The following is a 13642-nucleotide window of genomic DNA, read 5'->3' as shown; positions in this document are numbered from 1 at the left end:
GTGCCGCGCGTGAGAACAAGGTCACCGCGTCATCCGAGGGCGCGCGACCCGTGCCCGCGCCGCGCGTCCACCGCGTCAGCTCCGACGTCGCTGTCGGCACCGGGTTGGCTGCGCGCCGAGGTCCTCGAGTATCCGCGGTGGAGTGCCGCTGTGGCTGTGACCGCTGCGGCGGGGGCGTTTGCCGGAGGCTGGCTGGCTGCGTCGCCCGATCTCACGCACTCACCGGCTGTCCCGGCCTCGCAGCCGGTCGTCGACACCGGGGCGCACGCCCAGGGCTGAAAGAACGATGGCTGGCCGACACTGGGTAGCCAGGCCGGCGACCGCGGCCCGGACCATGCCGCCATCGAGATATGGCTCTCCGGCGGCTACGGCTCGCACTCCAAGCTCACCGCGACCGGTCTGGGCAGCCGCAGCGCTCCGTTCTACGGCTTGGACAAGCCCTCGGGCCAGGTCATGTTCTCGGGTACGGTTCCGGGCCTGCCACGCGTCACTCTTGTCAGCAGCGGGGCCGGCTCCTGCGCTACGCCGAGGGGAGCGTGCCCGTCAAGGCCGTCTGCGGTGCGCCCGAGCCCTGGGAGGGAAGGCACCGCCCTCGCGAGCCCGCCGCCGGCAGCTCAGAAATGGTCAGGAGCACATCCGCCGGATGGCCAGGGCGCTGCTGTGCGAGGGCCCTGGCGTCGACAAGTGCAATCCCCCCTCGCCGGTCATCTGGCGGCTGCTGTGGCGCGGCACCCCGGCTCCCGGCGGGAACGAGATGGCCGTACTCGACCAGGTGGTGGCCTACCCCAGCGGACAGGGCCATGAGGCAAACACCCCCGGCAAGGCTGGCGAAACCGACACGGGTACCTGCACCTGTCCGTGACTGACCCCTGCCGGCACCCAGGCTCGGGGCATGCACACCCCGTTCCCGGGCTCTGGCCCGGCATCTGTGGCGCCCAACTCTCCGATGTCCTGGCGAGGAGAGTTGCCCTCGTCGGCTCGGTCGTGCTGCCGGCCGCAGCCGCCCAGCAGCCGGGCCGTCCGCGCCACCCGCCGGTGTCCATCAGCAAGGTGCCGGCCGACTCCCCGGGACGGGACGACCGCTCGAATCGCTCGAACCGCTCGCTCAACAACGAGTGGGGCGACGTCACCAACAGCACCCGCCAGCCGCCGCACCTGGACCGCTGGACGCTGAGGTACGACGCCGAGTACACCTACACCTTCCACCACGTGAGCCGCGCACCGCATGCCACCGTCCGCGTCCGCACCGGCATCGGCATCGGCATCGGCATCGGCATGGACACCCGCAAGGACGTGTACCAGGGCAAGCGGAACTACGTGGGGAACGACAGCGGTGACACCGCAACCCTGCGCAACGACCGCGGCCGCGCCGTCGAGGCGGTCTCCTGCAGGCGCGGCTCGTACGGCTCCGATCTCACCCGTTCGGCGGTTGGGAAACGCAGGGAAGGGAGCCGCCGGCGAGGGCGCGGGCAGGCGTCCGCGGGAAGCCCTCGGGGCTGAAACCCCCAGGTGGGTCGGCCGGTGAGTGAACAGACACCGCCCGGGCACCAGGGTGTGACGCCTGGTGTCCGGGCCTTGTGGTGCGTGCATGGCGCGTGGGTTGTCAGACAATGGTGGGGAATGGGGTCCCCGGCCCGATTGCGGCAGGCCGGGGACCCCTATCGCGCGGTCGGTTTCGGATCAGTCGTCCCAGCCGCCGTCGTCCCCGCCACCGTCGTGGTCGCGGTCACGGTCGCGCTCGTGGTCGCAGACCACGCGGAAGCTGGCCACGACGCCGTCCTTGACGTGGATTCCCTTGGTGTGGAGGTCGTCGACGCCGAAGCTGGTGCTGTGCGGGCCGACGGTCGCGATGGGGGCTCCGTTGTCGCAGACCGCCCCGCGGAAGACCTCCACGCGCTTGTGGCTGTCGTTGCGGATGTTCAGGGTCTTGGCGCCCAGGCCGCTGACCACAGTGATGCAGTCACCCGGGTGAGCGGAGTAGGACCGCTCGTTGACCAGGATCCGGCCTTCCTCTCTGCGCTCCTCGTGGCGGCCTTCGTTGCCCTTGCCTTCGTTGCCCTTGCTCTGCCCTTCGTTGTTGTTGCTGTTGCTCTTGCCCTGTCCGGAGTCGCCGCCGAGGGGTGCCGCCGGGGCGGCAGCCGGGGCGACGGCGACCGGGGCCGCCTGGGGCGCCGGGGCGGAGGCCGCCGAGGCGTAGGTGATGCCGGTCACAGCGAGTGCCGTGGCGGCTCCGACAGAGGCGGTCACCATGGTGGTACGAGTGAGCTTCATGTCGCTTCTCCCGTCTTGTATCTCGAAGATGCCGGCTCGTCAGCCGACTGCGATCAAACGTACTCACGGCTGTCATATCGGTCATATCGGAAGAGGCGAGGTAGGGAGCCGATCGGGGTATATGTGGCCTTGCCTGCCGCTCCGCCGGGATGTGAAGTGACCGAAGAAAAAAGCAGATTGAATGACTATTAGCCCTTCCGGATGATCTAATGACGGGTGCTCACCCCACACCGACCGCGTGTCGCTGCGAAACCCACGAGTGGACGCGTGTTATGTGACCCGCTGTGCCGAAGGCGACCCGGCTGGATCCCACAGTGGCGGTGAGTCAGCTGCCCCGGGGGCCGGTGTCGCCGCGGTGAATGTGTGCAGTGGCACGCTTCCTGACCTGGCTTTTCGTCGGTTGACTGGACGGGATCGCCATCGGTGTCGTTCAGTCAACCGAGAGTCGCAGCGTGCCGTTGGCGTGGGTGGCGTGCGGTTCCTCGCGACGTGCGGGCGGATGCGCGGTGATGTCCGCTGTCGCGGTTTCAGCAGGTCGAGGCTTCCCTACAGCATTCACTACCCGGCGAACCGGGAGCCTCCTGCCCTGGTTACGGGCGTCGCCGGCCTGGAGAGGGCCGGTGGGACTCTCCTCTGGTGATTCCCACCGGCCGCATCCGAGGGGACGAGCCGTACCACTCGTAGAAGCACAAGAGGCACGGCAGGAACATCCAGGTCATCACCGCGCCGGACGGAACTCCGCCATCGTTCTCACGGGCCGTGCCGGGACGCCGCACCCACGACCTGACCGCAGCTCGCACCCACGGCATCGTCCAGGCCTGCCTGACCCGGCAGATCCTGATCCTGGCCGACCGCGCCTATCAGCGCGCCGGCGCCACCGTCCGCGCCCCCTAACCTGTGGGCGCTGATCGCGCCGCTGCGGACGCCCTGGCCCGAGAAGCCTCCTGGCCCGCGGCCGGTGCCGGACCGGCTGTGCCTGCAGGGCATCCTGTGCGTGCTGCACATCGGACAACGCCTGGCAACTGCTGCCTCTGGAGCGGGAGTTGGGCTTGGGCCAGACCTGCTGGCGGTGGCTGAAGCGGTGGCCGCCGCCGTGCGAGCCATCCTCGGGCCCCGGTCACGAAGACGCCGTGACCGGGGCCCGAGGATCAGCTACCGCGGAAGGCGCCGACGGCCGCTAGTTCCGGTACCGGAACACGATCCGGCCGCGCGTCAGGTCGTACGGCGGGAGCTCCACCAGCACCCGGTCCTCCAGCATGATCTTGATGTAGTTCTTGCGGATCTTCCCGCTGATGTGCGCGAGCACCTGGTGGCCGTTGTCGAGCTCCACGGTGAACATGGCGCTGCGCAGGCACTCGACGACCTTGCCCTCGACTTCGATGACGTTCTTGTTCTTGGTCATCGCACCAGCTCCAGGTTGCTGCTCATCGGCCGGGCGCCGATGCCCTCGAACAGTGCCGAGGCTGCTTGGTTGGACTCGTGGACTTCGGTCCAGGCCGCGGCGAACCCGGAGCGGTGCAACGTCCCCAGCGTGTGGGCCAGCAGCGCCCGCGCGATGCCGCGGCGCTGCTCGCCGGCCCGGACCGCGACCAGCCCGATGCGCGGCCGGTTCACCGTCACCACCCGGATCAGACCCAGGTAGCGGTCCGGCGCCGCGGCCACCGCGTACTTCGACGGGTCGACGATGGTGTCGCCTTCGAGGCGGGGAATTACCTCCGCGGGCATCGACTGCCACCACCCGTCGGTCGCCTCGACCTCGTCACGGATCGCGCGGTCCACCACCCGCAGCAGACTCTCGTCCGCCTGACCGGCGGGCACGATCGTCACCCCCGAAGGCGGCAGGACTTCGTCGAGCCCTGTGACCCGCGGGTCGGTCGGCACGGCGTACTCCCACTCGCGGCGCCGGATCGTGAAACCGGCTCGCCGCCAGCCGGCCGCCAGCTCTACGTCGGCTTCGTCGACCACCGTGTACAAAGGCGCCGGCAGTTCCGCCAGCATCGCCTCGGCGAGCCGGTCGAAGGTGGCGTCGTGCCAGGCGTCGATGCTGACGAACAAGCGTCCGTCGGGCCGGTGCTCCGCATCTCCGCGGCCGACCACCAGGTCGTCATCCAGCGCATGCCATTGCCTGTCCGCGACGCGCGTGATCATCACCGCGTTCTCGCTCAGGCCAGTTGTGAAAGGCTTCGTGTTCATCGGAGTCTCCTTCCAGGAGTGCCTCGGTCTCAGGCGCTCCTGGCGACACCGAACGTCAGCCGCCGGACCGTGACGGGTTGGGGGAGCACCCATGGGTAACTGTGTTCACGGGGCTCACCTCCATACGACGACTTCACGGTCCACCACGAAAGTAGCAGCGGGGCGCCGCCTCGCTCCAGTCCTTTTCCATGAGCTCGTGACGCGATCATGATCCGGTCTTCTTGAGGGGTCTCCAGCAGACGAGGGTGCGAGCCAACGAGAGGAAGGAGTCGTGGAGTTCGAAACGTCGTTCCGAGCGGACCGCGAGGCGTTCGGACTGGTGGAGGCACTCCGGCTGCCATCGGGGCCGGCCGGGTCGTCCGGCGGCGGACCGGTCGCGGCTCCCCCCTTTCGCGCGCACGTGGGAGCAGTCCCCGCACCACTGGCCTCTGCCCCGGCGACCGCTTCGGCCACGGCGGCAGCACCGGTTCGACCAGTGCTCACAAGCCGTCGTCCACGCTCCACGGCCGAGTCGTCACGCCCGCCGAACGATCGGGATGAAAGAGGCTCACTGGGTTCTTCTTCGCTGTCGGACTCTTCAGGTGACATGCGCGGACTTCATACCTCGTTCATATCCCTGCCCACCGCGGCTTGCGCCTTCCCGGAGCTTCACGAACCGCGCAGAACATTCAAACCGAAGTTCCGTGCCTTTGCGCCCGTGTTGTCGACGCCCTTCGGCAGCGGTGGTTCCGTGAGCCGGGTCCATGAAACAACCGAAGCCAAAGGAGCTGGAATTGCGCACGGGGGAGAAACGATTAAGAGCGCTCACTGTGCTCGCGGTACTGGCGCTGATCCTCGGACTCGGCATCGGGCAGCCGGGCAGCCGGGCCTTCGCCGCCTCGGGCGGCGCCGTCGCAGCGGCCGGCGCGGCCGATGACCAACTGGCCGCGACGATCTCCGACGACGACTACCACCACTGCCTCACCAGCGATTACGACGGCCATGTCTTCCTGAGTGAGTGCGGCGCCCGCAATTACTACCAGCAATGGCAGGGAGTAGGCGCCACGCTCGTCAATATGCAGACGGGCCTGTGTCTCGACGGAAACGAGCGGGGCGACATCTACACCACGCCCTGCGACCCGGCGCAGAAGAATGCCTACCAGACCTGGGGGAAGGCGGACCGCGCCATCGGCAGTCGCAAGACCGACCTGGTTCTCACTGCCACCGACGCTGACCATGTGATCGGGGCGGGCTACCTCGGGCTGGGACGGCAGCACTGGACCACCACTGCGGTGGCCGGCGCGTGTGACATCGAGCCCTTGTCCATGGTGATCGAGAAGGAGTTGCCGGACACCTGGACCCACGTCACGGAGACGGAGCAGAGCCCCGAGGGGCTGGGCGGACCGTGGCAAGTGACGATGCAGCACACCACTCAGGACTCGGTGTCGGCGCAGACGAGCTTCCACCTGGGGGTGGAGTTCCCCATCAAGATGCTGAAGGTGGCCGCGTCCTACGACTACACCCACACGGTGACCTCGTCCGAGTCGGTCACCATCACCGCGCCGTTCGGGCCGTTCAACATCCCGCGGGGCGAAGTCGTGTACGCCACCTACGGGGTGCACATGCACCATGTGCTCTTCCACTGGCACCGCGGCGCCAAGGACTGCATGGACCTCAACAGCGGCCAGAACACGCTGGACGTGCCGTTCGCGAAGGGCTTCGACTGGAGTTGTGAGAAGCGCGTCGACCCCGACTGCGAGCGGAAGATCGAGGACGCCAATCCCGGAACCACGGGAACGCCGCCGCACGGCGGCAACGGAGTGCGATCGGCCACCGCGGGCCCGGCCCCGGCAGCCGACCACCCGTTCTACTGGTACGACCCGACGGTCCGGCCCGGCCCGGTGAATCCGCCTCCGCCACCGCAGCGCAAGCCGACCAGCGTGAGCTATACCGGACCTCGGTCCTCGCGCTATCACGCGGCGTTCGTCGCCTCCGCACGCGTCACCAGCGGGGGCAGCCCGGTCAGCAGCGGTACGGTCACCTTCACGCTCGGCAGCGCCTCGTGCACCACGAGCCCGGGCCCCTCCGGCAACGCGGCGTGCCAGCTCACCCCGAAGGATCCGCCCGGACAACTGCCACTGCGGGTCCGCTACTCCGGGACCGGCGAGTACCAGGCCAGCTCCATGGACGCGGACTTCACCATCCTCAAGGCGATATCCAACCTGAGGTACACGGGGACGAAGAGGGTCGCCAACGGTCAGCCCGCGCAGTTGTCCGGCCTCCTCACCGAGGGTGAGAGCGGAAACCAGCCGATCGCGGGCCGGCCGGTCGCTCTGGCCCTGGGCACCGGTAACGACCGGCAGGTGTGCACCGCCACCACCGACGTCCATGGCGCCGCGGTGTGCACGATCGCGTCCGTCGACCAGCCGCTGACCGAGGACGCGACCGTACCGGTGACCGCGGAGTTCACCGGTGACCGGTTCTATCTGCCGTCCGGCGACTCGGCGCGAGTTCGGCTGGAGTACTATACCGGCCGGGCCACCGGACTCACCGCGGCGGTGAACCTGCCGCTCGCCTCGCTCTCGGTCGGTCCGACGCCGGACACCGGCCAGGTCCGCAGCGCGAGGGCGAGTGCCACCGACACACCGTGCACGGCGTCGGCCGGGGTGGTGCTGGTCCACGCGGACGCGCTGTGCCCGCAGGTGACCACCCATCTGAACCCCGGTACGGCGCAGTCCACCGTACGGGTCGCGGACCTGCGGGTCGGACTGCCCGGCCTGCCGGTGATCGGCATCTCCGGACTGACCGCGACATCGACCAGCACCTGCACCAAGGCCGACGGGTCGGCGACACTGGCCCTCACCGTCGCGGGCCGGCCGGTCACCGTACCGACCACGCCGAACAGCACCGTGACGCTGCCCGGCGGCGGACGCATCGTCATCGACGAGCAGTCCCCCGCGCCGGACGCGGACAGCGGTCTGACGGTCACCGCCGCACACATCGTGGTCCCGGGGGCCTCGGGCAACCTTGTCGACATCAGCGTGGGTACCGCCACGAGCGCCGCGCACAACTGCCATTAGGAGGTCAGCGAAGAAGCCGTCGGAGCCGCCGGGCCGGCAGCCTGGCGGCTCCGTCGCGTCCCGGTGTCACGGGTTCAACCACGGGTGGTGAACCGCATGCGGACGGGCCTGCCCGTATGCCCCTCGCCGGGATCATACGGTCAGGCCCAGCCTCCTGCAGGGCCACCGCGCGCCTGGTCTCAGGCGGCCTGCAGCTCCAGCAGCGACGTCACGAGCCGGTCCACCTCCTCCCGCGTGTTGTACAGCGCCAGCGACGCGCGAGCCGCCGAGTCGAGCCCGTAGTGGGCCAGGGCCGGCTGGGCGCAGTGGTGGCCGGCCCGGATTGCTATGCCGTCGCCGTCCAGCCAGTCGGCGATCTCGGTCGGAGTGTGGCCGGGCAGGGTGAAGGTCAGTACGCCGATCCGCTCGGCCACCGGGCCCAGCAGTTCGAGGCCCGGGACCTTGGCCAGGGCCTCCTGCGCGTAGGCCATCAGCTGCGTCTCGTAGTCCGCCACCGCCTTGCGGTCGAAGGCCGTCAGCCAGTTGAGGGCGAGCAGCAGGCCGGCCACGCCGGAGATATGGCCGGTACCGGCTTCGAAGCGGTGCGGGACCGGGGCGTATGTCGTACGGTCGAAGCTCACCGACTCGATCATGTTGCCGCCCGACTGCCACGGCGCCATGGTCTGAAGGATCTCCGGCTTGGCGTACAGGGCGCCGATGCCCGTGGGGGCGTAGATCTTGTGGCCGGAGAAGGTGTAGAAGTCGGCGTCCAGGTCCGTCACGTCGACGGGAAAGTGCGCCACCGCCTGTGCCCCGTCCACCAGCACCTTCGCCTGGTAGCGGTGTGCCAGGGCCGTCATCTCCCGCACCGGTGGCACGGTGCCGAGGACGTTCGAGGCGTGGCTGATGACCACGAGCCGGGTCCGCACGGAGAGCAGATCGGCGTACGCGTCCTGGTCGATGCTGCCGTCCGGCCGCAGGGGTACGGGCACGACGCGCGCTCGTGTCTCCTGGGCGACCCGCTGCCAGGGCACGATGTTCGCGTGGTGCTCGAGCACCGGCACCAGGATGTCGTCTCCGGGTCCGAGGCCCGCGCGCCCCCAGCTCTGTGCGACCAGGTTGATCGCTTCGGTCGTTCCCCGGACGAAGACGATGCTCTCGGGCGAGGGCGCGCCCAGGAACTGCGCGACCGTGGCCCGGCCCGCTTCGTACATCTCCGTCGCCTCGCGCGCCATGGTGTGCGCGCCACGGTGGATGTTGGAGTTGGCGGAGCCGTAGAACGCCGCCAACGCCTCGATCACCTGCCGGGGCTTCTGTGTGGTGGCGCCGTTGTCCAGCCAGACCAGCGGGTGGCCGTTGACCGTCCGGTGCAGGATGGGCACGTCCCGGCGGGCCGCTTCGGGCGAGAAGCCCTGGGAGGCGCCGGACGGCTGGGGAACAGGGGGAGCCATGGCCTGGCCGGTGAGCCCGGAAGACCCGGGAGACCCGGGAAGCCCGGGAAGCCAGGACAGGCCGGTCGGCGCGGGGCCCGCGGTGTCAACGTCAGGAGTAGTCATGGTACTTGGACACCTCGACGTTCTGGAGCACCGCGAGCGCGTCCTCCACCAGCACGGCCGCGTTGAAGTACGCCGTCATCAGGTACGACGTGATGCCCTTCTGGTCCACGCCCATGTTCTTCATCGCCAGGCCCGGCTCGACCTCGTCGGCGACCTTCGAGGGCCGCAGACCCACCACGCCCTGCTCGGCCTCGCCCAACCGCATCAGCAGGATCTCGGTCGTACCCACGCCCGCGCCCCCGGAGAACCGCACCTTGTCCGACGGCAGCAGCGGCACCCCGCGCCAGGTCAGCAGCGGGCTGCCGAAGCGGTTCTCGATCACCGGGGGCACGCCCCGGCGCGTACATTCGCGGCCGAACGCCGCGATCGCCTTCGGGTGGGCGAGGAAGTACGCGGGCTGCTTCCACACCCGCGTCAGCAGCTCGTCCATGTCGTCGGGGGTCGGCGCGCCGGTGCGCGTCTGTACGCGCTGACCGGGGGCGACGTTGTTGAAGAGCCCGAACTCCGGGTGGTACAGCATCGAGGCCTCCTGCCGCTCGCGCAGTGCGTGAACGGTGAGGTTGGCCTGGGCCCGCGTCTGGTCGATCGGCCCGTTGTAGAGGTCGGAGACGCGGGTGTGCACGCGCAGCACGGTCTGGGCGAGCGTCATGTGGTACTCGCGGGGAGCGTCCTCGTAGTCGACGAAGGTCGCCGGCAGATCCGGCTCGCCGACGTGCCCGGCGGTGAGGTCGACGGGGACCTCGGCGCCGGCCATGACATGGGCGCCGGCGACATACGCGTCCACGGCACCCCGTAAGGTCTCGTCCCGCTCGCCGAGCCGGGCGAGTGTGGCGCGGTCCAGGCAGAGGGCGACGCCGGCGGTCAGCGCCTGCACCCGGTACGGCGTGGCCTCGGCGCGGGTCCACGCGCCGAGGTCGAAGAACTGGCCGTCGCCGATGACGTCGAGGAGCGCGTCCGCGCCGTACTGCCCGGTCGCGCGCTTCTCGGCGCGCCCGTGCACGATCACCCACAGCCGGTCGGCCGGGGCGCCCTCCTGCGCCAGCACTTCGCCCGGCTCGAAGGTGACCTGTGTGAACGCGCAGGCCAGTTCCTCCAGCAGCGCATCGTCCGCCTCGCGCAGGTACGGCAGTTCGCGGAGGTCGCCTGCGATGACGCGCGGCGTGGCGTCGTCGGTGGTGCTGATGCGGTCGTCGCCGAGGACGTACGTACGGCGCCGGTTGACGCGGTAGACGCCGGACTCGACGTCCACCCAGGGCAGCGCCCGCAGCAGGTAGCGCGGGGTGATGCCGCGCATCTGCGGTGTGGTCTTGGTGGTGTTGGCGAGTTGCCGTGCGGCATCCGGGCCGAGGCTCAACCGCTCACTCATGAAGAACTCCTCGCAGAGAGGGGATGGGAACGAGAAGCGATCGTCTTCCTGCCGCCGGTTGACCACAAGAGAGCATTTATAATGGGATGGCAGGAATCATCCGCTTTGCGTAGCTTGCGGGATTCGCACGCAAGCCCGAACAGCATTTGCCTCCGCAGGTCGCGGTATGCGCGGGTGACAGGGATTCTCTATCCGGGCGGAGGCCGTCTTACCTCTAAATCGCCCATAGAGGGCCGAATTTCGTCTCATATGATTGCTTTGTGAATCCCAAAGAGGCGATTATCAATGCCGTCCGACGGAGCCCGTGAATCAATCCCGCCCCGGCGCCTGACAGGCGACCTGCATCCATTGTGTGCGGGTTCGGACCATGGCACAGTTTCGTCGCGTGTCTCTCCGGCCCTCCCACAGTGATCCACAGCAGTCCTTCAGGAGAATCGTTGAACCACGATGAGCGGGCAGAACGGCCCGGAAGCCACGGCGAGCACCTGGTCCAGCGGGAGTTGGGAACCGTCGCCCGGGCCGACCGGTTCTACGAGGAACAGGTGCTCGACAGGCTCAACCTTCGGATGCGGGAGTTCGTCGCCCGCCAGGAGATGTTCTTCCTCGCCACGGCAGACGGCCGCGGCGAGTGCGACAGCACCTTCCGGGCCGGGCCGCCGGGCTTTCTCCGGGTATTGGACGACATGACCCTGGCTTATCCGGAGTACCGCGGCAATGGCGTCATGGCATCGCTCGGCAACATCCGGGAGAACCCGCACGTCGGCATCCTGATGATCGACTTCGCCCGGGATCGCATCGGCCTGCATGTCAACGGCCGGGCCCGGTTGGTAGCCGATGAACGGATGCGTCAGACACATCCGCATCTACCGGTCGACCCGGTGCCCGGCCGTCTCCCCCAGGTGTGGGTGGAGGTGGCGGTCGAGGAGGCGTACATCCACTGCTCGAAACACATACCGAGGCTGGTCAAGGCGCCTCTGCGGCAGAACACCACCGGGGAGGGCGGTGCGGCCGCCGACAGCGAGCAGGCGTGGGGCACCGACGACGTCAGGCGCAAGGGCGGCGACTACTTCGGCGCAGCCATGGCCCGGGCCCGGTCGGTCTGACCCAGAGGCCGGTCCCGGACTCTCCTGCCGGCGGCCTGTAAGGGCGCGCCGAGATCTCTCAGACCCGGTCCGCCGCGATCAGCAGGTAGTGGAAGCTGCCCTCCTTGTACGCCGTCAGGAACGGCTCCTCAACACCCGTGACCAGCGAGGACTTGGCGCGCAGCTCCCAGTAGGGGATGGTCGCGTCCGTGAGGTCGACGACGTTCATCGGGACGAGGCCGTTGGCAGCCATGGCCTTGAAGTAGGCGCTGCGCGGGTGGATGTTGCAGGTGTAGTGCTCGTCGATGCGGCTGACGGCCTTGGAGCGGCCGCCCGTCACGTCGTTGTAGCAGCCCGTGATGACGACATAGCGGCCACCGAAGGCCAGTTGGCGGGCGTGCTCGGCGAAGAGGTCGAACAGGTCGACGTACATGGTGGATTCGTTGTTCCAGATGCCCTGGAACGCGCCGGTCGGCAGGCCGGTGTCCAGCATGTTGCGGAAGTGGTACCTCACCTTGTCGTCCACGCCCCGCTTGCGGGCCTGGCCGCTCGCGAACTCGACCTGGGCCTCGGAGATGGAGACGCCGTCGACCTGGCAGCCGAAGCGGGCGTTGGCCATGATGCTGGTGCCGCCACGGCCGCAGCCGGCGTCCAGCAGGCGGTGACCGGGGGCGATGGGGCCGAGGTGGTCCAGCAGGACATCGGCCTGGGCCGACTCCAGCCGGTGGAGTTCGGCGATGATGCGCTCGTCACGGGTGTCCTCGGGGCCGTCCAGGACGGAGGGGTCGTACTCGCCGATCCCGTAGTGGTGGTGGTAGAGACCGTCTACGTCGCCCAGGCGCAGGTTGACCGGGTTCTTCTCGGCGTTCCAGTAGTCCGCCACGGATCGCTGGTACGCGGTGCGCAGGACGGGGGCAGGGGTGGTGGACATGCGAGTGGTGCTCCTTGTGGTGTGCCGAAGTCAGGAAGGGGTGGGGGTGGCTGAGGTGTAGCGCCGGCTGCCGCTGTGCCATGCGCGGTTGCCGCCGAGCCAGGCCCACACCCCGGCGAGGAAGCGGCGCAACTGGGGTGAGCCGGTCAGGGCCAGGGCCGCCGCCTCCGTCTCGAAGGTGCGGACCAGTTCGTCGTGGATCGCCGCACTCCGCTCGATCGCCTCGCGTGACGTGCAGTGCTCCTCGGCTGCGATCACGGTCGGCAGGTTGAACTCCACACTGTCCGAGTGGTGTTCCTTCGCCATCGAGTACAGGTCGTTGACGAGTGTGGCGGCCGTGGATGCCATGGTCACGGCGCGGCGGACGCGCGGATCGGCGTACTCGGCGGCGGGCAGCACGTAACCGCCCACCGCGTCGGTCATCGCGACGCACGGGACGAAGCTGTTGATCTGACGGTGCGCCAGGTACTCCCAGACGGCGGGCATGCGTCCCTGGGAGCGCCAGGACCCCTCCTGTCCGTAGCCCACGAACAGCACGGCGACCTCATGGCGCAGCCGGGCCAGTTGGGACCAGTCGGCGTACTGGGCCATGTGCGCCAAGCCGGAGCGCAGGGCGGTGCGCACCGGGTCGTCCCGCATGGCTCGTTCGACGGCGGGCACGTAGCGGAGCGGAGGGTGGGCGGGGTCGATGGCCGCGTAGGCGAGGCCGAGTTGCGCGCCGAGCAGCGCCGGTGCGGATCCCATCGTCTCGTCGTCGCAGTAGTAGTCGTCCGTGGCCCACTCCGCCAGGGCGCACTTGCCGGCGGCCAGCAGCCGGTCCGGGGCGTCGGTGTCGGGGTGCGCGAGCATCATCAGGCGCCCGAAGTCCGCCGCGCGGACGCGGTCGAGGCGGCCGGCGTAGAGGCCGATCTCCGCGGCCCACGCCAGCAGGCGGGCGTTGACCTCTTCGGCGAGCGCCGGGTCGTCGCGGAGTGCGGGCGGGCAGTACAGCTCGGGGACCGCGGTGCCCTCGGCCTCCTTGCGCCTGGGGGTGATCCGGGCGGCCGACGTGCCCAGCCCCGTCGGTCCGGTCGGCAGGGCGAACCCCTTCGCCGGTCCCTCCGGGCGGACGCCCGGGTGCTCGGCGAGCAGCGCGGCCACGAGCCGCGCCACGTCGTGACGGGCCGTGGGGGCCGCGATCCGGGACAGCAGTGACACGGACTTCT

11 protein-coding genes and 1 pseudogene are annotated in these 13642 nt (G+C 69.3%); 5 read left to right on the top strand and 7 right to left on the bottom strand.

What is annotated here, in order from left to right:
* Window positions 1-643: 643 nt before the first annotated feature.
* Both AB5L52_RS43680 and AB5L52_RS43675 read left to right on the top strand, forming a co-directional pair.
* A complete protein-coding gene (locus AB5L52_RS43680; protein WP_369368595.1) occupies window positions 644-862 on the top strand; it encodes a hypothetical protein in 219 nt (72 codons plus the stop codon).
* Between the two features lie 122 nt (window positions 863-984).
* Window positions 985-1500 carry a lamin tail domain-containing protein gene (locus tag AB5L52_RS43675; protein WP_369368594.1) on the top strand — a complete coding sequence of 172 codons (516 nt, stop codon included), beginning with the start codon at window positions 985-987 and terminating at the stop codon, window positions 1498-1500.
* Between the two features lie 180 nt (window positions 1501-1680).
* Here the strand turns inward: AB5L52_RS43675 and AB5L52_RS43670 are convergent, their stop codons facing one another.
* Complete coding sequence (locus AB5L52_RS43670) at window positions 1681-2271, bottom strand: hypothetical protein (RefSeq protein WP_351029605.1); 591 nt, start codon at window positions 2269-2271, stop codon at window positions 1681-1683.
* A 639-nt stretch (window positions 2272-2910) separates the two neighbouring features.
* On the opposite strand from AB5L52_RS43670, the pseudogene AB5L52_RS43665 reads away from it, so the two are divergent.
* Window positions 2911-3162: pseudogene (locus AB5L52_RS43665) on the top strand (transposase family protein); the annotation flags it as partial.
* A gap of 286 nt (window positions 3163-3448) precedes the next feature.
* Here AB5L52_RS43665 and infA read toward each other — a convergent pair.
* Window positions 3449-3673 carry a translation initiation factor IF-1 gene (gene infA / locus AB5L52_RS43660; RefSeq protein ID WP_225824102.1) on the bottom strand — a complete coding sequence of 75 codons (225 nt, stop codon included), beginning with the start codon at window positions 3671-3673 and terminating at the stop codon, window positions 3449-3451.
* A complete protein-coding gene (locus AB5L52_RS43655) occupies window positions 3670-4464 on the bottom strand; it encodes a GNAT family N-acetyltransferase (protein WP_369368593.1) in 795 nt (264 codons plus the stop codon). The genes infA and AB5L52_RS43655 overlap by 4 nt, the downstream gene beginning before the upstream one ends.
* A gap of 773 nt (window positions 4465-5237) precedes the next feature.
* On the opposite strand from AB5L52_RS43655, the gene AB5L52_RS43650 reads away from it, so the two are divergent.
* Window positions 5238-7523: a choice-of-anchor P family protein gene (locus AB5L52_RS43650; RefSeq protein ID WP_369368592.1), complete on the top strand. Its 2286-nt coding sequence runs from the start codon at window positions 5238-5240 to the stop codon at window positions 7521-7523.
* Between the two features lie 179 nt (window positions 7524-7702).
* On the opposite strand, the gene AB5L52_RS43645 is transcribed toward AB5L52_RS43650, so the two are convergent.
* Complete coding sequence (locus tag AB5L52_RS43645) at window positions 7703-9058, bottom strand: SufS family cysteine desulfurase (protein ID WP_369368591.1); 1356 nt, start codon at window positions 9056-9058, stop codon at window positions 7703-7705.
* Window positions 9045-10424, bottom strand: coding sequence for a family 2B encapsulin nanocompartment shell protein (locus AB5L52_RS43640; protein ID WP_351029614.1), 1380 nt, complete (start codon window positions 10422-10424; stop codon window positions 9045-9047). Before AB5L52_RS43640 ends, AB5L52_RS43645 begins: the two co-directional genes overlap by 14 nt.
* A 437-nt stretch (window positions 10425-10861) precedes the next feature.
* On the opposite strand from AB5L52_RS43640, the gene AB5L52_RS43635 reads away from it, so the two are divergent.
* Entirely contained in the window at window positions 10862-11527 is a 666-nt protein-coding gene (locus AB5L52_RS43635) for a pyridoxamine 5'-phosphate oxidase family protein (RefSeq protein ID WP_351029616.1), read from the top strand.
* A 58-nt stretch (window positions 11528-11585) separates the two neighbouring features.
* Here the strand turns inward: AB5L52_RS43635 and AB5L52_RS43630 are convergent, their stop codons facing one another.
* Both AB5L52_RS43630 and AB5L52_RS43625 read right to left on the bottom strand, forming a co-directional pair.
* On the bottom strand, window positions 11586-12437 hold the full coding sequence (locus tag AB5L52_RS43630; RefSeq protein ID WP_369368590.1) for a geranyl diphosphate 2-C-methyltransferase: 852 nt from the start codon (window positions 12435-12437) through the stop codon (window positions 11586-11588).
* Between the two features lie 30 nt (window positions 12438-12467).
* A complete protein-coding gene (locus AB5L52_RS43625; RefSeq protein ID WP_369368588.1) occupies window positions 12468-13634 on the bottom strand; it encodes a family 2 encapsulin nanocompartment cargo protein terpene cyclase in 1167 nt (388 codons plus the stop codon).
* Between the last annotated feature and the right edge of the window lie 8 nt (window positions 13635-13642).

The organism is Streptomyces sp. CG4, from assembly GCF_041080655.1.
Classification (GTDB): domain Bacteria; phylum Actinomycetota; class Actinomycetes; order Streptomycetales; family Streptomycetaceae; genus Streptomyces.
This window is presented reverse-complemented; position numbering and strand designations above follow the sequence as displayed.

Excerpts from the sequence above, each read along its gene's own strand:
- AB5L52_RS43640 (WP_351029614.1), bottom strand. The coding sequence starts at position 10,424 with ATGAGTGAGCGGTTGAGCCTCGGCCCGGATGCCGCACGGCAACTCGCC.
- AB5L52_RS43655 (WP_369368593.1), bottom strand. The coding sequence starts at position 4,464 with ATGAACACGAAGCCTTTCACAACTGGCCTGAGCGAGAACGCGGTGATG.
- AB5L52_RS43680 (WP_369368595.1), top strand. The coding sequence starts at position 644 with ATGGCCAGGGCGCTGCTGTGCGAGGGCCCTGGCGTCGACAAGTGCAAT.
- AB5L52_RS43630 (WP_369368590.1), bottom strand. The coding sequence starts at position 12,437 with ATGTCCACCACCCCTGCCCCCGTCCTGCGCACCGCGTACCAGCGATCC.
- infA (WP_225824102.1), bottom strand. The coding sequence starts at position 3,673 with ATGACCAAGAACAAGAACGTCATCGAAGTCGAGGGCAAGGTCGTCGAG.
- AB5L52_RS43670 (WP_351029605.1), bottom strand. The coding sequence starts at position 2,271 with ATGAAGCTCACTCGTACCACCATGGTGACCGCCTCTGTCGGAGCCGCC.
- AB5L52_RS43645 (WP_369368591.1), bottom strand. The coding sequence starts at position 9,058 with ATGACTACTCCTGACGTTGACACCGCGGGCCCCGCGCCGACCGGCCTG.